The sequence below is a fragment of the Kitasatospora sp. NPDC024654 genome (assembly GCF_055559155.1).
Map to the genome: position 1 here is coordinate 1 of NZ_JBVHLF010000002.1, position 18,056 is coordinate 18,056.

Consider the following 18,056-nt stretch of genomic DNA (forward strand, 5'->3'; position numbering starts at 1 on the left):
CCCTGCTCGGTCTGCCTCACGATCACTGAACGGCGGCGATGCAAGTCGATGCCGACGTACTGCCGCCCGGCGTACTCTGCACGCACAGGGGCCTCCTTCGTCGTTGTGGCGTGAACAACCCCAGTGTCGACCCCGGCACCGGGGAGCCCACGAGGAGCGGAGGCCCCGCCCCTTCATCGCATCAGCGGCCGGTTAGAAACGGCCGACGTGCTCCGTTGGGGTGGTAGCGGGGTTCGGCGGTGCGGTGACGCGGGCAGAGCCTGCGGCATGACGACTCCCTCCACCAGGCGCCACCGCCGTCGCCGCCCGGCCGCTCCCACCATCCCCGCGGCCGCCACTCCACTCCGCGCCCACAGGCCGCCAGCCTCAGTCAGGTCGGGCGACGGCAGGTGCTGCCGGACCTGGTCCAGCGAACACATCTCTCCGGGCGGCATGGTTGTTGCCCGACGCTGAAAATCCCCACGAAGCAGGCGTTCAGCGTGCCGACGTTGTGAGACGAGAACACCCCGCCGGGGGTGGTTCCGACGGGGTGTTCATCACGGAGTGTCGTCGTTCGTCGGCAAGGTGCCGGTCAGTAGATGTCCGTGTCCTCACCGTCGATCACGAGGGCCTGCCCGTCGCGCAGGGTGATGTGGGGGGTCCCGTCCGCACGGTAGTTGGCCGCGACGACCCCAAGAGCCTCCGTCCCGTAGTGGTCTGGGGAGTCGATGTGGGGCACCACGGCGTAGTCGAGGATGCCCAGCCCGTCCCAGACCACCGGGTCGCCGTAGGTGTCGGTGACTACCTGCGGGTCGTCGCAGTAGTCCAGTCCGCGCAGGCTGGGCGCGAGCACACAGGGGCCTGCGCTGTAGCCGGCATAGATCACCGCGTCCCGTCGCAGCAGCGTGGTCAGCGCCGCGTCCGCGCCGCTGCGGGCGAGCGCGTAACGCAGCATGAACACGTTTCCGCCACGCAACCAGACCACGGGGAACCGGGCGAGCGCGGCCCTGACGGCGTCCTCGGGCTGGTCGTAGAACTCGCGCAGGTCGAGTTCGACCGGCTGCAACCCGAGCGCGGTGAGCGCATCGACTTCGCGTGCCACCCCAGCCAGGCGTTCGTCCGCTGGCTGGGCGTCCATGGCATTGGCGATCACGGCGACCTCGGCCGGGCCGGGTTCGCCCAGCAGGGCGAGCAGCCGGTCCGGGCGGTCGCCCATGCGAAACGACGAGAGATACATACGCATCGGATGACCCTAGTTGTCGCGGGTGGGATCACGCCCTCGCTTTCTGATGCGAGAGCCGGGGCCGTGCCGCTGTCAGTCGATCACCTCGCTGACCGCCGAGCGGGTCGCGGCCTCGTCGACGAGGTTCTTGCCGGCGGCGAACGCGGCGACGAGCGACTGCAGGGACGCAAAAGGGCCTCGCTCCCGGTCATACGACCACGCTCCGGGTGGTGCGGACCCGTCACCAATCCTGGGAGGAAGCGCTCCCAGGAGTCCCTGGAGCCGTTCCGAAATCCGATGGACCCTCTGCCGTGAGCGAGGCACAATCCCGGGGAACCGCAGCGGGGGGAGCTTGTTTGGACGTGACTGGTTTGGTGGTCCTGGCGCACTGAGTTGATCTTGGCGTCCAACTCGTTGATCATTGGGTCCTGTGTCCGAGATCCCGCCGCTGCCGAGCTACGCGGAACTGGTTGCGCTCGTCGGTGAGTTGCGGAGCGAGCTGGCGGCCGCTCGGGCGGAGATCGCCGAGCTGCGGGCGGAGAACGCCGAGCTCAAGCGCCGTCTGGGGATGAACTCGAAGAACTCCTCCAAGCCGCCGTCCAGTGACGGGCTGGCGCGGCCTGCGTCGCTGCGCAGGCCGTCGGGCCGGGGCCCGGGCAAGCCCCGCGGCGGTGCCGGGGGCGCGCTGATGCAGGTCGCGGACCCGGACGCGGTCGAGGTCCACGCCCCGGCCGCCTGCCTGGGCTGCGCGGGCGACCTGACCGCGGCACAGGTGGTCTCCATCGAGCGGCGGCAGGTCTTCGACCTGCCCGAGATCCGCCTGCGGGTGACCGAGCACCGCATCGAACGCCGCCGCTGCGCCTGCGGGCGGATCACCGCCGCCGCACCGTCCGCCGCCCCCGCCGCACCAGCCCAGTACGGGCCCCGGCTGAAGGGCCTGGCGGTCTACCTGCTCACCCGACAGCACTTGCCCTACGAGCGGTGCGCCGAACTGCTGGCCGACTGCCTGGGCGCCGAGGTCGTTACCGCGACCCTGCTCGGGTGGGCCGGTCAGGCCGCCGACGCGGTGCCCCCGCACACCGAGGCCGTGCGACAGCAGCTGACGCAGCGCGAGGTGGTCGGCTTCGACGAGACCGGCACCCGGATCGCCGGCCGCACCTGCTGGGTGCACACCGCCCGCACCCGTTCGCTGACGCTGTACCAGGTCCACGCCAAGCGCGGCGCGCAGGCGTTCGAGGCCATGGGCGTCCTGCCGTACTTCACCGGCGTCGCGATCCACGACGGCTGGAAGCCCTACAAGACCTACACCGACGCGGTCCACGCCCTGCGCAACGCCCACCACCTGCGCGAACTGGCCGCCGTCGTGGAGAACGCGCCCGCCGGCCACCCCGAGGACTGGGCCGAAGAGCTGGCCACGCTGCTGGTGGACACCTGGAACGAGATCAAGACCATCCAGGCCTCCCACCCGCATGCCACCGGCTTCACCGTGGACGTGCTCGAACGCCTCGCGGCCCGCTACGAGGAGATCACCGCCGCCGGACGGATCCTGCACCCGGCCCGCGCCCCCGGCGACCCGCGACGCAAGCGGTCGAAGGCCGCGAACCTGCTCGACCGCCTCGACGCGGAACGCGACCAGGTCCTGCGGTTCGCCTTCGACTGGCGCGTCCCGTTCGACAACAACACGAGCGAGCAGGCCATCCGGATGGCCAAGATCCAGCAGAAGATCTCCGGCGGCTGGCGCACGGCACTCGGCGCCGAGCGCTTCTTCGCCGTGCGCGGCTACCTGTCCACCGCCGCCAAACAGGGCCACAACCTGCTCGACGCCATCACCCGGCTCTTCGACGGCCGAGGCGCCTGGATCCCCACCCCGGCCTGACCACCAAACCAGTCACGACTGGAGATCTTCCAGTGGCTGACCTACTACAACGCCCGCCGTCGCCACAGCACGCTGTCCTACCTCTCACCGATCGAGTTCGAACAGCAACACCACACGCACGCTAGACTCTCACACGCAGCATGAACCCCTGTGTCCACGTTCCGGGGGTCACCTCAATCGCCACCCACACCCAGCTCCGCCTCGCCCGCCCGCTCGCCGAAGACGTTCGCCGCCCCTGGGAGCGACCAGCGGCCGAACCCCGCCGCCTCACCCCCGCCCGAGTCCGGCGCGGGTTTCGCGACATCCGAGTGACGGCGGCCTGCCCGGCGGCCGCGCCGAAACCGTCCCGGCCGGGCCCGGGACGGCCCCCGGGCTCGAAGAACAAGCACCGGGCCAAGCGCCACGACGTCGGCAAGACGGTCAAACGGGCCGAGTCGATCAAGGGACACCAAACCCGCCGACTATAAACGTCAAGCTCAGTACCAGCGCTCGTTCGGGTTCCCCGCGTCGCCGTCGTGAAGGTAGACCGTGCCGGCGTCGGGGCTGGTTCCAGTCCAGTCCAGGTAGTAGCCGCTGAGGACGTTCTGCAGCTTCCAGCCGTTCCCGGAGCCCATGTTGATCTCGCGCCACCGCATGTGCCCGTCGGTGGCGTCCTTCGCGGAGTTGCAGGGCATCGTCTCGACGGTGCGGCCGTAGCCGGTCAGGCAGTAGCCCGCCCAGTCGACTTCGTTCCAGGTGCCGTCGCTGTTCTCGATGTCGGTCCAGAACGACTGGGCGGAGTTACCCGCGTAGGCTAGGGAGGGCTGCGCCTCATAGCCGTCCGACTGAAGGAAGTAGTCGTGGTTGTACAGGCCGTTCCGCCAGGTGATCCCGGAGGCGGCCGAAGCCGGCGCGGCCGTTCCGAGGGCCAGCAGCGACGTCGTGACCAGCCCTAGGAAGGACACCTTGATGAGGCGGGCCGTTCGACGCGAAGAGGTACGCATGCTCGGTAAACCCTTTCTTGTCATGCACGGTCGGTGCAACAGTGTCGCGCGCACGGAGGATTCCACCGGAGCCCGGGGCCGGTAGTCCAAACGAAAATAATGCCGATTCAGCCGTGGACTGACAAGAGGTGTACTCCCGCCTTGATGTCGGCAAGTGCTTTCGCCCGTCGGTGGCAAGCGGTCAGCCGGTCTGACCAAGACCGCGCTGGTCGGTCCCGCGGCAAAGTCCTCGAGTTCCCCCGCGCGTAAGCACGTTCGAGTCCGGGAACCGTCATCGCCTGGATCTGGTCGCCGCGCAGCGCGAGCACGATCAGGCCGTTTGCGTGCCAGATCGGCGCGTGCGGATCGGGCAGGTAGAGCACCAGGGCCGGCGCGCCGTTGGCTCGAGTGGGGACTCGAAGCGTGGAGAACGGCCGCCTCCGATCAGCAGGTCGGGTGACCTGCGAGGTTGAACGCCAAGTCAGCGGCCGACCTCACGGGCCCGGAAGTCCTCGACCGTCTCCCGGCGGATCAGCAACCGGGCCCGGTCGTCGCGGACGGCGACCACGGCCGGGCGGCCCACGACGTTGTACCCGGAGGCCATCGACAGTTGGTACGCGCCCGCGGCCGGGACCGCCAGCAGATCGCCCGGCCGCAGGTCGCCCGGCAGCCGCGCGTCGCGCACCAGTACGTCACCGGCCTCGCAGTGCCGGCCTACCACGTCGATGGCGGTGGGCGGCACGTCGGAGCTCCGGCCGACCGGCCGGATGTCGTACCGGGAGCCGTACAGGGCCGGACGCGGGTTGTCGCTCATGCCGCCGTCCACCGCGGCGAAGACCCGGCCGTCGGCGGAGTGCTTCACCGACAGCACCCGGTAGACCGCCACCGCGGCCGGCGCGGCGATCGCCCGGCCCGGCTCGACCAGCAGCCGTGGGACGGCGAGACCGTGCTCGGCGCAGCGCGCGGCGAGGCGGTCGGTCACCTGGGGGCCGAGCTCGGCCGGGGTCAGCTCCGCGTCCCCGGGGAGGTAGCGCACACCGTGCCCGCCGCCGAGGTCCAGCTCGGGCAGCTGCACGCCGTGCCGGTCACGGATCTCGGCCAGCAGCTCGACCAGCCGGTCGACGGCGGCCAGGTAGGGCTCGACCGAGTCGATCTGCGAGCCCAGGTGGCAGTGCAGGCCGACCAGGACCAGGCCGGGCTGGGCGAGGGTGCGGCCGATCGCCTCGGCGGCCTCCCCGCCGGCGATCCGGAAGCCGAACTTCTGCCCGTCGACACCGGTACGGACCGCCGCGTGGTGACCGGCCTCGACGCCCGGCACGACCCGGATCAGCACCCGCTGCGGGGCGTCCACGACGGACAGCGCGGCCAGCCGGGGGATCTCGCCGAGCCCATCGACGACGATCCGGCCGACCCGCAGCCGCCGGGCCAGCCGCAGCTCCTCCGGGCTCTTGGCGTTGCCGTGCAGCAGGATCCGCTCGGGCGGGAAGCCGGCCCCGGCGGCCAGCCGCAGCTCGCCGACTGAGCAGACGTCCAGGCCGAGGCCCTCCTCGGCGACCCAGTCGGCCATCGCGCTGCACAGGAAGGCCTTCGCGGCGTAGAGCACCTCGGCTTGCGGCAGGGCCCGGCGGTAGGCCCGGGCGCGGGCCCGTACCTCGGCCTCGTCCAGCACGTACAGCGGGGTGCCGAAGCGGTCGGCTGCCTCGGCCAGACCGACGCCGCTGATCAGCACGTCCCCGCCGGGCCCCGGGCGGGCCGAGGCGGGCCAGGGGCTGCCGAGCGGGTTGCCGGTGGGGGCCAGGTGTTCGAGGGGACGGCCGGCGGGAACGGCGGACAGCGTGGTCATGACGAGGCACTCCTGTTCGGGGCGGACGTGCGGGGGCGCGGCGGGGGCGGGGGCCGGGTCAGTCCAGGTACTGCATGGCGATCCGACAGTGCACCGGCGCCGTGCGCCGCTCAGCCACCGAGGCGGCGCCCGGCTGGTCGCCGTCCTCCTCGGGCCGGTCCGTCCGGGTGGTGAGCACGACCCACTGCGACGGCCGGCGCACCGGCGCGTCGTCCAGCTGACGGCGGAACGCCGGCTCGACGGGGGCGGTGAGCTGGGTTATGGCCATGGTGGATCGCTTCCTTCCGGATCACGGGGCGGGCCTCCGGGACTCTGCCGCCCGCTGCTCCAGTGGAGACCCGGCGTTGATCGATCGCACCCGTCCTTGACGCGTGGCCTACGCGCACCCCGCCGTCCTTGACGGCACCTTGACGCGCACTGGGCCGAATGGGGGACGGCGCCCGGCGCGCGCCCGCGGCAGGTGGATCCGGGCGGGCGTCAACGCCATGTCAGGACATCGGACTTCGGGATCAAGGAGTTGTCAGGACCGGCAGGCGCCGCCGGGCCAGCGGGGATAGCGTCGCTGCTGCGCCCCGGCGACCCGGGACCTCTCCCCGGCCCTCCGGACCACGGCGCGGACCCGGCCCGCACCCGCACCCGCACCCGCACCCGCACCCGCGTGGAGGCAACACCATGAACCGACGTCAGACCTGCGAAGACCCTGAGCCGTCCGAACCCGTCCCGGCCGGACACCTGCTGGTGCCCGTCCGGTCGGGTCCGCTGGGCCACGCCGTCCGCGTCTTCCGCACACCGCTCGGCGACCGCACCGCCGTCGCCTTCACCACCGAGCAGCGGCTCGCCGCCGTGCTCAGCCCCGCCCAGCCCTGGATCGCGCTCGCCGAGCCCGCCCTGCGCGCCCTCACCGAACCCCTGGGCATCACCGCGCTCACCGTCGACCCGCAACTGGCCGCCCCCGCGCCGACGCCGCTGCCGGACGAGCGGGCCGAACACACCTCCCCGTCCTGGTGCGGCGCCCCACTGCGCCCCAGCCCGGCCCGCGCCGCCTGACCGCGCACCCCACAGACCCCTCCGGGCCGCCGCGTGCCCTTCCCCGCGCGACTGCCCGGAGGCAATCCTCCGCGTCCGGACGTCCCTGTGACCCCGGGCCCGCCCGCACCGCTCCGGAATGCACCACGAACGCTCACGGTCCGGTTTCCCCTGGCGCCGGCCGCGGACCCGGCCGGGGTGTCAGCGCACGACCCGTGCCTCCGGGCGCAGACGTGACCCGAGGTCGGACAGCAGTTGTTCGACCGGGGGCACGAACCGCGGGCCCAGCGCCGCGACGCCGATGGCGGCCGCGACGCCCACCCAGGCCACCGGGCCCAGCGGAGTGCAGCCGAAGAAGTGGCTGACCACCGGTGTCTGGACGAGGCTGACCAGGGCGGCGGCGGACCCGAGCACGGTGACCAGTACCAGCGGGCTGCGGTGCCGTCCGACGGCGGTCTGCGTGAGCTGTGCGCCGACCACACCGCACAGCGCCATCGTGCTGGTGCGCCGCGTGGAGCCCGGTGTGACGGTGCCGATCAGCCAGGCGGTGGTCGCACCGAGTCCGGTGACCACGCCGCGTTGGCGGATCCGGCGGGTCAACGGCTCGCCGAGCACCGCGGTGCCGACGGGCGCGGTACCCACCGGCTCGGAGGCTTCTCCGGTCGGTTCCTCGTCCCGGGGAGTGACCGCCACCGCCATCGCCGGGAACATGTCGGTGAGGAGGTTGACCAGCAGCAGCTGACGGGTGGAGAGCGGTGAGGTCCCGGACAGCAGCGCACCGAGCACGGAGAACCCGATCTCCCCGGCGTTGCCGCCGATCAGCACGCTGATCGCGTCCGCCACGCTGTGCCAGAGCGCCCGGCCCTCGGCGACGGCGTCGATCAGCACGGTCAGGTCGTCGGTGGTGAGCACCAGGTCCGCGGCGTTGCGGGCCGCGGCCGACCCTCGGGCGGCGATGCCGATCCCGACGGCGGCGGCGCGGATGGCGGCGGCGTCGTTCGAGCCGTCCCCGACCATGGCCACGACCTGTCCGGCTTCCTGGAGCGTCTCGACGACCAGCAGCTTCTGCTCCGGCGCGACCCGGGCCACGACCCCGCAGTCGCGCAGCAGGCGGATTCGGTCGGCCCGGTCCGCGGCGGCGAGTTCGTCGCCGGTGACCACGGTGACGTCCTCGGGCCAGCCCAGGGCGACCGCCACCGCGTGGGCCGTGTGCGGGTGGTCGCCGGTGAGCATGACGGGCCGGACGCCGGACCGGCGCAGGCCGGCCACCAGTGGGGCGGAGCTGGGGCGCGGGGTGTCGGCCAGCCCGACGAATCCGAGGAGTTCCAGTGCCTCCAGCGGCTTGCCCAGCACCTCGTCCCCGTGCTCGCCCACCAGCCGGCGCACCGCGACGGCCAGCACCCGCAGTCCCTGCCCGGCCAGCGACTCCGCCGTGGCGGCGGCGTCCACCCCGGCGTCCGGACAGCCGAGCAGCACGACTTCCGGCGCTCCCTTCACGAGCAGCAGCTGGGCGCCTTCGGCGTCGGTTCCCACCGCGGACGCGTATCCCCGGCTGGCCGCGAAGGGCAGCGCGCCGACCGGTGTCCACTCCGGGTCGTCCGGCGCCGCCGCCAGGACGGCCTCGTCGGTGGCGTGGGCGTGGATCCCCGTGTCGTCCGCGATGTGGGGGCAGGCGCGGGCGGCGGCCCGCAGGACCGGTGCCGCCTCGGGAGCGTCGGTCGGGTGTGTGGTCCCCTTCGAGGTGGCGACCCGGACCACCCGCAGGTGGTTCTCGGTGAGCGTGCCGGTCTTGTCGAAGCAGATGGTGTTCATCCGGCCCAGTGCCTCCAGGGTGCGCGGGGTGCGCACCAGGACGCCGCGCCGGCCGAGCCGACGGGCCGCCGCCAGCTGCGCGACCGTCGCCACCAGGGGGAGTCCTTCGGGCACGGCGGCGACCGCTACCGCCAGTCCGCCCTGGACGGCCTCGCGCACCGGTCGGCCGCGGAGCAGCGACAGGCCGGTCACGGCGGCGCCTCCGGCGAGGGTGAACGGCAGTACCCGGTTGGTCAGTTCGCGCAGCCGCGCCTGGACGCCGGGCGCCGTCGGGAGGTGCGCGGCGAGGTGGGCCGCCCGCCCGGCTTCGGTCTCGTCCCCGGTGCCCACGACGACGGCCCGGCCACGCCCGGCGACCACCGTCGTGCCCTCGAACACCATGCAGTGGCGGTCGGCCACGGCCGCCCGTGGTGTCGCGTCCAGTTGTTTGCCGGCCGGCAGCGACTCGCCGGTCAGCGATGACTCGTCCACCTCCAGGCCGTCGACCTCCAGCAGCCGGGCGTCCGCCGGTACGACGTCGCCGGTGTGGAGCTCGATGACCTCGCCGGGTGTCAGCCGCGAGGCCTCGACGGTGGTCGCCCGTCCGCGACCGGCACCGCTGACCCGCCGGGCCGTCTGACGCTGCCCCACCACCAGTGCGGACAGGGCCCGTTCGGCGCGCAGCCGCTGCACCCCGCCCACCGTCGCGTTCACGCCCATCGCACCGGCGACCAACAGGGCGTCCACGGTGGACCCGAGCAGGGCGGAGGCGATGGCACCGACCATCAGCACCGGTGTGAGCGGATCGTCGAGTTCGGCTCGGACGGCGGCGAGCAGGCGGACCGTCAGGCGGACCGGTGTGAAGACCGGCAGTCGCGCCGCCCGGCCCGTGGTCCGGCCGACGGCCTTCCGTACGGTCTGCGAGGCGGCGGGTGCGGCGCGCCTGGTGGCTCTCAGCCGCGACAGCGTCTCCCGGGGCTGTAGGGCGTGCCAGGGCACCCGGGGCCTCGGACGGGGCGTGTCGCGAGCGGTGACGAGCAGAGCGGCGCGCCACCCCGAGGCGAGGGAGGCGGCAGCGGCGGCGTTCACCGGGCTGAGTCGGCTCCCGGCCGGAAAGGCGGAACGTCGCGGCCGGGAGCCCCGGGTGACCACCAGCAGGCCGGACAGCGCGGCGCCGGCCTCGGCGAAGGTCTTCGCGTGCCGGCCGACCGTCCGCGCGGCAGGTACGGCGGCCAGCAGTCGCCATACTCCCCGTAACCCGTGCAGCGGCAGGACGTCCGCGCCCCACACCACCGCGCTGCGGTCGTCGGTGAGCGAGACGGCGATGTCGCTGCGCAGCAACCCCTCGAGGACCTCGCGGGCGTGCGCGCTCATCCGCCGTCCCGAACCCGCGCGGTCGTCCGGGACGCGCGCCACGGTGAGCACCACCCGGCGGCTGTCCCGCAGGCGGCGCACCACCTCGGCCAACGGCTGGTCCGCTCCGACGCGTTCGTCCGCCAACGCGCCGAAGTCACCGAGCGAGCCGTCGTCCACCACCACCACGTACAGACCGGCCCGGCGGGCCGCGTCCAGGGCGGCCTCGGCGAGCGGGTCGACCTCCCAGCCGACGAGTACGGTGCCGACGTCCTGGCCGCGCAGCGACGCGATCATCAGCCCGGTCGCCGACGACCCCTCATCAGGGACCGGGCGGAGTCGGACTGACGGTTCCCCGGACGGTTCCGTCCCCGGCTCGGCCGGCCACAGTGCCGCCGACGCGACGCGCCACAGCCGGTCGCGCTCCCAGCCGGCCGCGCTGGGATTCGCCTCCAGCACCGTTCGCCGGGTACTGCGCAGCGCTTCGGAGTGCAGCACCACGGTGTCGACGAGCTCCAGCTGCCGCAGCCGTTCGGTGTCGCGGACCAGCACTCCCTCGCGGGCCAGGGCGGTGCCCAGGGCCGCCGTGAAGGCCGCCGGACCGTAGCGGGCGGCCTTGGGGGAGCCGGCCAGCACCGCCTCGGCCGCCTCGTGGACGTCGCGGGTGAACAGCAGCGTCGCGGCGGCGCTGACCAGGCTCGCGGCGACCGCCTGGTCCGCGTACTCCTCGCCCGGGTTCGGCCGGATCGGCGGACGGGCGACCTGACCGTCGGCCAGGCTCAGCCGTCCCGGCGCGCAGACGGCGTCGTGAGCCGTGTCGAACGCGACGGCCCGGGCGAACGCCTCCGCCAGCTGGCCGGCTCGCAGCGCCGCGTCGAGCAGCAGGGTGGCGGGCGACTGCCCGATACCGTGGGCGGCCGCGTTGGCCGCGGCCAGCACCAGATCGGCGCCGGGGGTGCCGAGCCGGCGGCGCAGCACCGCCCGCACCCGCGAGTCCTCGCGCAACAGCGTGACCACGGCGGTGGCCAGCCGCGACGAGTTCTTCGGACGGACCGTCCGCGAGCTGACCGCGGCGGCGATACCCGCCGCGTCGCAGGCGAGCGCGATCGCCGCGGAGCGCACGCCCCCGGGGTGCCCCGGGTGCACGCGCTCCAGCACCTGCTCGTCGGGGCGTTCCAGCCCCTGTCCGACGGCCAGCTCGGTCGCCTCGGACACCACCTGGTCCGTGAGCGCGCCCTCGGTCAGTTGCACGACCAGCCGCGCCAGGCCGCCGTCCCAGTAGGCGACCACCACGTCGGGGTGGTCCGCCAGGACCGCCGCCACCCGCTTCGCGGCGGTCTCCACCCGGCGCACGCCGCGCCCGGTGGCGGCCGGATCGGGTCGGAGCGGCAGGTGCACACGGGTTCCGGCGTGCCAGTACCCCAGGCCGGGTGTCACGGCGTTCCGGGCGACCCTGCCCATCAACACCGCCTTGGCCGACAGTGCCGCGGCACCACGCGCCGTGGTGCCCGCGGTGTCGCTCGCGGCATCGACCGCGATCCGGACGGCGGTGCCGGCCGCCGGGAGAGCCCGGCGCACCAACGCGGAGGGCGCCGTCAGCGCGAGGTCGAGCCCCGCTGCGGGCAGCCGGGTCAGCAATCCCAGAACCATGTCTCACCTTCACGGGTGGTGCCCCGCCGGGGCCGGGGACGCGGAGTCGGCGGTCGCACCCGCGGTCGGACATGCCGTGCGGCCGGGTCAGGACTCCTGCCCGCCCGCGGCGGAAGAGCGCGCTCAGCTTTGGCGTGCACCCGTCGCACGACGCCCGGTCGCGGAGGTCGTCGCACGGGTCCTGGTCGACCGTGCCGTCGACTTCGCCGCCGACGGCTTGGTGGTCCTGGGCTTGGCGGTCTTGGGCTTGGCAGTCTTGGGCTTGGCGGTCTTGGCGGTGCCGGTCGCCGACTTCGTCCTCGGCCGGTCCGCGCGGGCCTTGGCCGCCGGCCTCCGGGCCGGTTGGGCCGCGCCGCTCGCCTTCCGGACCGGCTGGGCCGCGGTGTTCTCACCGCTCCGGGCCCGCGGCTGGGTCAGCCACACGACTGCCGCGCCCGCCACCACCACCGGCCACTCGACCAGCCCCGCCGCGCCCAACAGGCCGGCACCCGCGTACGCCGCGACCCGCCTGGTGCGCGGTGACACGACACCGACCGTGTCCAACACCCCGTCGAAGACCTCCTTGACGACGGAAGCGCCGGGCACCTGGCGCACCGCCGAGGTCACCGCCCCGACCGGGTGCAGCAGCACCTTCGAGGAGCCTCCCCGGGGTGCGGACGCGGGGGATGTGCCGGCACTGTCACTCATGACTACTCCGATCGCCACTCCGGGGCAGGGCGCGCCGCCCGTCGTGAGCCGGCCGCTTCCCGTTCATCTGGTGTTAGTCAGATCTCGTTGACAAGGTAACCCAATCCGGACAATTGTCGACAGAGCCGGCATCTCGATGGGTGAAGCGCGTGCGCGGACCCCCGCCGGTTCCGCCCCACTGGCACCCGTTCGGCGTCCTGGCCGCGAGGGGGGTGAGGGGGATGAGTCCCCGGCCGGATCCAGAACCGGTCCCCGGGCCCACCCGCCCGCCCCCGGCCGGTCGCGGCTCCCACACCCACTGACCGACATCCCACCCGCCCTGGCTCACCGTCCGAAGCGGACCCCGGGTGTGCGGGGACCACGGGACGTGCAGCCGCGGGCGATCGACCCGAACCCGGAAGAGGCAGCTCCGACCGTGCGCATCGAACTGACCTGGCCGCGCCCCGACGCGACGGACCGGACGCTGACGGTCCCCGTCCCCGATCTTCCCCTGCTCGACCTGCTACTCCCCGCGGCGCGCCGCGTGCAGGAGTCCGCTCCCGGCATGCTGCGGCGGGCCCTGGCCTACGCGGAACCGGTGGCGAGCAGCGCCGCCAGCGCCTTCGGCGCGGGGGCGATCGCCCAACTGGCCCTGCCCTTCGCCGCCCGACTGACCCACCAGGCGCTCGACCGGCGCGAACAGGGGTCCGCTCCACGTACGACCCGGTGAACGTCACCGCGGGTGAGGGACCGGGACCCCGCGGACGAGAGGGCGTTGCCCGCGGAACGCCTTCGGACCACCCCGCGCAGGGCCGCACCGCGCGGAGAGCCGGTCCCCCACGGGGCACCCGTCACCACCGCCCCGCGGCCTCCCACACCTGGTGCGCGGTGTTGACCCGGTGCCACAACTCCGCCCGCGCGGGGACGTCGACGTCGGTCAGGTCCCGCCGGAACACGCCGGTCAGTACGTCGTACCAGTCGTCGGCCAAGTCCATGGTCCGCTCGTCCGTGCCCCGGGCGTCGATCCGGCGCAACACACAGCCGCGCGGCGCGTCCACGCCCGTGGCGCCGCGGAGCTGGGCGGTGAGGACCTGGACGAAGCCGACCCGGGAGCGGCGAGGAAGGCGAACCGCCCTGCAACGGAACCGAGTTGCACCACGCGTGAAGGGTCCCGGTGCGATGCACCGGGACCCTTCACGAGCCGCGTCCAGCTGTCGGCTTAGTACCAGTGATGGGCGGCCCAGAACGCCCAGGCAGCGTTCGGGCTGCCGTAACGGGAGTTCATGTAGTCGTAAGCCCACTTGATCTGGGTGGCGGGGTTGGTCTTCCAGTCCGCACCGGCAGAGGCCATCTTGTCGGCCGGCAGGGCCTGGCCGAGGCCGTAGGAACCGCTGCTGGGGTTGGTGGCGGTGACGTTCCAACCACTCTCGTGCGAAATGATGTTGCTGAAGGAGGCCAGCTGGTTGGCCGGGACGATGCTGGCGGCGATCTGCTGCGGGGTGGCGGCAGAGGCGGCAGTGGGGGCGATCGTGGCACCGATGGCGGCGATACCGGCGGCGGTGACGACGACAGCAGCAGACTTGCGCAGGCGAGTGGTGAACGAAATAGACAAGTGCGGTCCTAGGTCGGGGGACAGGAAGCCACGCCTGGAGTGGGATGCGCGGCCCTTGCGGGGTCACTCTCCGAGCGCGGGTCGAGGTGCAGTGGATGTGCACCGTTTGCGACCCGGGTCGGGGGGACCAACGTGTCGCGACGACGAAGTCATTGTTAGCGGGCACCGGAGCCGGTTCCAAGAGACCCAGAACACACCGGATTACGACGCCCGGTCGTAGCCGAACCCCCACGCGGCCCCCCGAGGGGCGCCGGAAGTACCCGCGACCCCCGAGCTGAAACCTCCCCCTTGGAAAATTTTTCCGACCCCCGGGATCAGGCTCCTGACCTGCACGGATACGGTGAGCGGCGACAGCCTGCGCGGCATCGGAAGCGAGGATCGCGGGTACTCGCGCCAGATGGCCGCTAAACCTCCCGAGCGGGACGACTATGCACCGTAGTGGACCCCATCGGGGGTGTGTGCAGCATCACTCGGCAACATGCGCCCTATGTCCCGTTTGGCAGTTCTTGCACCCTTGCGCAGCCAGGGTTGTTTCACATATAGGGGCCGCATGCTCACGGCCCGGAACGAGCACGGCGCCGCGCGCCCGATCTCGGCCCCGACAGCGCGCGGAACGCCCTCGGCGCGGTGCCCGTCAGCCCGTCTCGAGGTAGGCCACGACGACCACCGTGCGCAGCGCGGTGACGTAGTAGACCAGGCGGACGGCGTCGACGGCGTCCGCGTACTCGCGCAGTTCGGGCGTCGTGGCGGCGATCGGCGCGCCCATCGCGGGGTCGACGCTCAGCGCGGCCAGCGCACGGTCGAGGGCGTGGATCTCCCCCGGATCGGTGATCCGGTTGATCTGCTGCTCGGCGAGCTGGGTGAAGGCGATCTGCGCGCGCCGGTGCTGACCGGTCATCAGGCCGCGTGGCCCCGCCGGCCGGCGATCTCGGCCAGGCGGCGGTCCCGGATCGTCTCCCAGGGGGTGCAGTCCTCGGCGCGGGGCAGGCCGTTGGCCGCGATGTCCTCGAGGACCTCGGTGAAGCGCTCGGTCCGGGCCCGCTGTCCGGCCGCGTACTCGCGCAGCGCCGCGGCGGCCTCGACGGTCAGCGGCCGGCGCTCGGGGGCGGACGGCTGGTCGTTCATCTCGCGCTCCTGGGTGTGACGTTGGCGTCCACCGTAGCGTCCGACCGGGGTCCGCGTCCCAACTCGGCGGCGCGGCGCGGCCGTCGCACTCCCGGAGTGGCGGGTTCCACCCCTCCCCCGGCCCCCGGTGCCGCACCGGTCAGGGGAGGAGCACGATCTTCCCCCGGGTGTGGCGCTGCTCGAGCCGCGCGAACGCCTCGGCGACCTGATCGAGCGGGTAACTCGCGGCGATCGGAACCTCGATGGTGCCGTCCGCCACCAACTTCGCCATCTCGCCGAGGACCTCACGGGTGGAGGCGTCCTGGCTGCCCTCGGTCCGGGCGCCGAGCTCCATCGCCTTCTCGAAGGCGATGACGGTCTCGATCCGGCGCGGCGGGATCCCGAGGTCGGCGGCGAGTTGGACGTACTCCGGACCGAACAGGTCGATGAAGGCGTCGACGCCGTCGGGTGCCGCGGCCGTCAGGCGCGCGGCCAGGCCGTCGCCGTAGTGGACCGGGACGGCGCCGTGCGCGGTGAGCCAGGCGTCGTTGGCGGGCGAGGCGATGCCCAGCACGCGGACGCCCCGCGCGGCCAACAGCTGCACGACGAACGTGCCGACCCCACCGGCGGCGGCCGAGACGGCGACGGTCTCGCCCGGCTCGGGGTCCACGGCCCGGACGGCGGCGTACCCGGTGCACCCGGCGACGTAGAGCGAGCCGGCCACCTCCCAGCTCAACCGCGGTGGCTTGAGGACGAGTTGACCGACAGGGACGGTGACGTGGGTGGCCTGACTGGAACGTCGCCAGGAGAAGCCCGCCACCTCGTCCCCGACTGCGAGGTCGCGCACACCCTCGCCGAGCGAGGCGACGACTCCGGCCAGGTCACTCCCCTGCCCGGAGGGGAAGGTGGCCGGCCACCGCTCGTGCAGCGCGCCGGTCCGGATCGCGGCCTCTCCGGGATTGATGCCCGCCGCGCGGACCTCGACGAGGACCTCGCCCGGACCGGGTACGGGCCGCGGCACGTCGGCGACGCAGCGGACGTCGGTGCCGCCGTAGCGGTCGAAGCGGACCGCGCGGGTTCGGAGTCCGTCCATCGGCCTCTCCTCACGGGGTGGGGGTGCCGTCCCTGGTATCTCCCGCCCCGCGGCCGGGAGTTCGACACGCGAGGGGCGCCGCTCGACAAGGTGGCCGCCGGCACCGGACTGGCCGTGGCGCGCGCGGAGATGCGGGATGCGAAGTGGACGGGGAACCTGGGAAGGCGGGGGCCAACCCGGTGAGGAGAACGCCCATGTCCATGCTGGACAAGCTCAAGCAGATGCTGAAGGGCCACGAGGACCAGGCCTCCAAGGGGATCGACAAGGCGGGCGACTTCGTCGACGAGAGGACCCAGGACAAGTACAGCAGCCAGGTCGACACCGCCCAGGAGAAGCTCAAGGGACGGTTCGGCACGAATCCGGAACAGGACGGTCCGCCGCAGCCCTGACCCACCCGCCCCCGACGATCGCCGGGGGCCGCCGCCCGTCGCCCCCGGCGTACGGCCGGGCTCCGTGCGGCCGGGCTCCTCGGGCGGCGCACGCGTCGGGCGGCGGAGTGCCGGCGCCGGTCAGCCGACGTAGTCGGTGGCCGGCTCGGTGGCGTACCCGCTCATGACCCGCACGGTCGCCTCGGGGGTCAGTGTCCCACCCTGCTCGATCATCTCCCGCAGGTCGCGGAAGTACTGCACGTACAGGTCGGGCGTGAAGGTGTTCAGCAGCACCAGCGGCTCGTCCGCGGGGTTGGCGAAGGTGTGCGGGGCGCCCGGCGGGATCATCGCCAGGGTGCCGGCCGGCGCGTCGTGCGTGGTGTCGCCGACCGTGAACCTGGCCGTGCCGGAGACGACGTAGAAGCCCTCGTCGTGCCGGGCGTGCCGGTGTTGGGGTGGGCCTTCGGTGTGCGGGGCGACGGTGATCTCGCCGATTCCCAGGCGGTGGCCGGTGGTGCTGCCGTCCTCCAGGATCCGCATGGTCATGGGCCCCAAGCGGACGATCTCGCCACCACCGGGGGCGACGATCGAAACCTCGGCCATGGCGTCTCCGTTCCGGGTCATCTCATGAGAGTTATCTCTCGTAAAGATAGCCGGCTTGTACGCTTGCTGCAAGAGTACTCTCATACAGAGATTCCGCCGTCGCCAATGAAAGAGGTCGCATGCCGATGGCCGTTGAGGTCGCCACCGGGCGCACGAACCAGAAGGCCAGGACGCGCAAGGCGATCGTCGACGCCTGCCGGGAGCTCACCCGCTCCGGCGCCGAGATCACCATGCCGCAGGTCGCGCGGGCCGCCCTGGTCTCCGAGGCCACCGCGTACCGCTACTTCCCCGACCTGGTCTCGCTGCTGCAGGAGTCCCTGGTCGGTCTGTGGCCGGACACGGCGGAGGCCCTCGCGCCGGTCGCCGAGTCGGCCGATCCGGTCGAGCGCGTCGCCTTCGCCTGCGAGTTCCTGATGCGCGGCGTGCACGCCTACCAGGGCTCGGTGCGCGCGATGATCTCCCACACGATCACGACGCCCACCCGCTCGCAGGCCCGCCCCGGCCTCCGCTTCGACCTGATCGACCACGCGCTGGCGCCCTTCCAGGACGCCGGGGGACCGACCTCCCTCTCCCCGGCCGCGATGACCCGACTGAAGCAGCGACTCGCGGTCGTGATCAGCGCCGAGGCCCTGTTCGTGCTGACCGACCTGTGCGGCCTGGCGCTCGACGACGCGATCGCCAGCGCGGTGGGAGCGGCGACCACCCTCACCAGGGCCGCCTTCAGCGACGACGCGTCCGCCGCCTGACGCCCGCGCGCGAAGCCGCTCCCGCGGAGGCGCGGTTCGACCCCGGTGCCTCGTCCCGGTACGTCGAAGCGGGGGGGGGGGGGGGGGGGGGGGGGGGGGGGGGGGGGGGGGGGGGGGGGGGGGGGGGGGGGGGGGGGGGGGGGGGGGGGGGGGGGGGGGCGT

18 protein-coding genes and 1 pseudogene are annotated in these 18,056 nt (G+C 73.2%); 7 read left to right on the top strand and 12 right to left on the bottom strand.

Annotation, left to right across the window (positions count from 1 at the left end; translation table 11 throughout):
- Positions 1-571 precede the first annotated feature (571 nt).
- A complete protein-coding gene (locus tag ACZ38L_RS01225; protein ID WP_465688033.1) occupies positions 572-1,222 on the bottom strand; it encodes a Type 1 glutamine amidotransferase-like domain-containing protein in 651 nt (216 codons plus the stop codon).
- A 409-nt stretch (positions 1,223-1,631) separates the two neighbouring features.
- Here ACZ38L_RS01225 and tnpC point away from each other — a divergent pair, with 409 nt between their 5' ends.
- The 3 genes and pseudogenes from tnpC to ACZ38L_RS01240 form a co-directional block, all read left to right on the top strand.
- Positions 1,632-3,077: an IS66 family transposase gene (tnpC, locus tag ACZ38L_RS01230; RefSeq protein ID WP_465688035.1), complete on the top strand. Its 1,446-nt coding sequence runs from the start codon at positions 1,632-1,634 to the stop codon at positions 3,075-3,077.
- Between the two features lie 18 nt (positions 3,078-3,095).
- Entirely contained in the window at positions 3,096-3,221 is a 126-nt protein-coding gene (locus tag ACZ38L_RS01235; protein ID WP_465688425.1) for an IS3 family transposase, read from the top strand.
- Between the two features lie 32 nt (positions 3,222-3,253).
- Positions 3,254-3,544 (top strand): annotated as a pseudogene (locus ACZ38L_RS01240) (NF041680 family putative transposase); the annotation flags it as partial.
- A 9-nt stretch (positions 3,545-3,553) separates the two neighbouring features.
- On the opposite strand, the gene ACZ38L_RS01245 reads toward ACZ38L_RS01240, so the two are convergent.
- The 3 genes from ACZ38L_RS01245 to ACZ38L_RS01255 form a co-directional block, all read right to left on the bottom strand.
- Positions 3,554-4,060 (bottom strand): hypothetical protein, encoded by a 507-nt coding sequence (locus ACZ38L_RS01245; RefSeq protein WP_465688037.1) that lies wholly within the window; start codon positions 4,058-4,060, stop codon positions 3,554-3,556.
- A 460-nt stretch (positions 4,061-4,520) separates the two neighbouring features.
- Positions 4,521-5,882 (bottom strand): diaminopimelate decarboxylase, encoded by a 1,362-nt coding sequence (gene lysA, locus ACZ38L_RS01250; protein ID WP_465688039.1) that lies wholly within the window; start codon positions 5,880-5,882, stop codon positions 4,521-4,523.
- A gap of 58 nt (positions 5,883-5,940) precedes the next feature.
- Positions 5,941-6,150 carry a hypothetical protein gene (locus ACZ38L_RS01255; RefSeq protein WP_465688041.1) on the bottom strand — a complete coding sequence of 70 codons (210 nt, stop codon included), beginning with the start codon at positions 6,148-6,150 and terminating at the stop codon, positions 5,941-5,943.
- Positions 6,151-6,554: 404 nt separating this feature from the next.
- Here ACZ38L_RS01255 and ACZ38L_RS01260 point away from each other — a divergent pair, with 404 nt between their 5' ends.
- A complete protein-coding gene (locus ACZ38L_RS01260) occupies positions 6,555-6,929 on the top strand; it encodes an SAV_915 family protein (RefSeq protein WP_465688043.1) in 375 nt (124 codons plus the stop codon).
- 180 nt (positions 6,930-7,109) lie between these two features.
- On the opposite strand, the gene ACZ38L_RS01265 is transcribed toward ACZ38L_RS01260, so the two are convergent.
- Together ACZ38L_RS01265 and ACZ38L_RS01270 are read right to left on the bottom strand one after the other, a co-directional pair.
- The gene (locus ACZ38L_RS01265) at positions 7,110-11,702 is read right to left on the bottom strand and encodes an HAD-IC family P-type ATPase (RefSeq protein WP_465688045.1); all 4,593 of its coding nucleotides are present in this window, start codon (positions 11,700-11,702) and stop codon (positions 7,110-7,112) included.
- A 123-nt stretch (positions 11,703-11,825) separates the two neighbouring features.
- Positions 11,826-12,389 (bottom strand): hypothetical protein, encoded by a 564-nt coding sequence (locus ACZ38L_RS01270; protein WP_465688047.1) that lies wholly within the window; start codon positions 12,387-12,389, stop codon positions 11,826-11,828.
- A gap of 415 nt (positions 12,390-12,804) precedes the next feature.
- On the opposite strand from ACZ38L_RS01270, the gene ACZ38L_RS01275 reads away from it, so the two are divergent.
- Positions 12,805-13,098, top strand: a complete 294-nt coding sequence (locus ACZ38L_RS01275) for a hypothetical protein (RefSeq protein WP_465688049.1) — start codon at positions 12,805-12,807, stop codon at positions 13,096-13,098.
- Between the two features lie 121 nt (positions 13,099-13,219).
- Here ACZ38L_RS01275 and ACZ38L_RS01280 read toward each other — a convergent pair whose 3' ends face one another.
- From ACZ38L_RS01280 to ACZ38L_RS01300, 5 genes are all read right to left on the bottom strand, one after another.
- Entirely contained in the window at positions 13,220-13,426 is a 207-nt protein-coding gene (locus tag ACZ38L_RS01280) for a hypothetical protein (RefSeq protein WP_465688051.1), read from the bottom strand.
- A gap of 161 nt (positions 13,427-13,587) precedes the next feature.
- Positions 13,588-13,980 (bottom strand): aggregation-promoting factor C-terminal-like domain-containing protein, encoded by a 393-nt coding sequence (locus ACZ38L_RS01285; RefSeq protein ID WP_465688053.1) that lies wholly within the window; start codon positions 13,978-13,980, stop codon positions 13,588-13,590.
- A 634-nt stretch (positions 13,981-14,614) separates the two neighbouring features.
- Positions 14,615-14,878, bottom strand: a complete 264-nt coding sequence (locus tag ACZ38L_RS01290; protein ID WP_465688055.1) for a hypothetical protein — start codon at positions 14,876-14,878, stop codon at positions 14,615-14,617.
- Positions 14,878-15,105: a hypothetical protein gene (locus ACZ38L_RS01295; protein WP_465688056.1), complete on the bottom strand. Its 228-nt coding sequence runs from the start codon at positions 15,103-15,105 to the stop codon at positions 14,878-14,880. The genes ACZ38L_RS01290 and ACZ38L_RS01295 overlap by 1 nt, the downstream gene beginning before the upstream one ends.
- Before the next feature lie 139 nt (positions 15,106-15,244).
- On the bottom strand, positions 15,245-16,177 hold the full coding sequence (locus ACZ38L_RS01300; protein WP_465688058.1) for an NADP-dependent oxidoreductase: 933 nt from the start codon (positions 16,175-16,177) through the stop codon (positions 15,245-15,247).
- Between the two features lie 194 nt (positions 16,178-16,371).
- Between ACZ38L_RS01300 and ACZ38L_RS01305 the strand changes: the two genes are divergently transcribed.
- Positions 16,372-16,566 carry an antitoxin gene (locus ACZ38L_RS01305; protein WP_396559486.1) on the top strand — a complete coding sequence of 65 codons (195 nt, stop codon included), beginning with the start codon at positions 16,372-16,374 and terminating at the stop codon, positions 16,564-16,566.
- Positions 16,567-16,686: 120 nt separating this feature from the next.
- Here ACZ38L_RS01305 and ACZ38L_RS01310 read toward each other — a convergent pair whose 3' ends face one another.
- Complete coding sequence (locus tag ACZ38L_RS01310) at positions 16,687-17,148, bottom strand: cupin domain-containing protein (RefSeq protein ID WP_465688061.1); 462 nt, start codon at positions 17,146-17,148, stop codon at positions 16,687-16,689.
- Between the two features lie 119 nt (positions 17,149-17,267).
- Here ACZ38L_RS01310 and ACZ38L_RS01315 point away from each other — a divergent pair, with 119 nt between their 5' ends.
- Positions 17,268-17,894, top strand: coding sequence for a TetR/AcrR family transcriptional regulator (locus ACZ38L_RS01315; RefSeq protein WP_465688063.1), 627 nt, complete (start codon positions 17,268-17,270; stop codon positions 17,892-17,894).
- Positions 17,895-18,056 lie beyond the last annotated feature (162 nt).

Coding starts and splice junctions, on each gene's coding strand:
- ACZ38L_RS01255 (WP_465688041.1), bottom strand. CDS start 6,150: ATGGCCATAACCCAGCTCACCGCCCCCGTCGAGCCGGCGTTCCGCCGT.
- ACZ38L_RS01315 (WP_465688063.1), top strand. CDS start 17,268: ATGCCGATGGCCGTTGAGGTCGCCACCGGGCGCACGAACCAGAAGGCC.
- ACZ38L_RS01245 (WP_465688037.1), bottom strand. CDS start 4,060: ATGCGTACCTCTTCGCGTCGAACGGCCCGCCTCATCAAGGTGTCCTTC.
- ACZ38L_RS01265 (WP_465688045.1), bottom strand. CDS start 11,702: ATGGTTCTGGGATTGCTGACCCGGCTGCCCGCAGCGGGGCTCGACCTC.
- ACZ38L_RS01290 (WP_465688055.1), bottom strand. CDS start 14,878: ATGACCGGTCAGCACCGGCGCGCGCAGATCGCCTTCACCCAGCTCGCC.
- lysA (WP_465688039.1), bottom strand. CDS start 5,882: ATGACCACGCTGTCCGCCGTTCCCGCCGGCCGTCCCCTCGAACACCTG.
- ACZ38L_RS01270 (WP_465688047.1), bottom strand. CDS start 12,389: ATGAGTGACAGTGCCGGCACATCCCCCGCGTCCGCACCCCGGGGAGGC.
- ACZ38L_RS01260 (WP_465688043.1), top strand. CDS start 6,555: ATGAACCGACGTCAGACCTGCGAAGACCCTGAGCCGTCCGAACCCGTC.
- ACZ38L_RS01305 (WP_396559486.1), top strand. CDS start 16,372: ATGTCCATGCTGGACAAGCTCAAGCAGATGCTGAAGGGCCACGAGGAC.
- ACZ38L_RS01225 (WP_465688033.1), bottom strand. CDS start 1,222: ATGCGTATGTATCTCTCGTCGTTTCGCATGGGCGACCGCCCGGACCGG.
- ACZ38L_RS01300 (WP_465688058.1), bottom strand. CDS start 16,177: ATGGACGGACTCCGAACCCGCGCGGTCCGCTTCGACCGCTACGGCGGC.
- ACZ38L_RS01310 (WP_465688061.1), bottom strand. CDS start 17,148: ATGGCCGAGGTTTCGATCGTCGCCCCCGGTGGTGGCGAGATCGTCCGC.
- ACZ38L_RS01295 (WP_465688056.1), bottom strand. CDS start 15,105: ATGAACGACCAGCCGTCCGCCCCCGAGCGCCGGCCGCTGACCGTCGAG.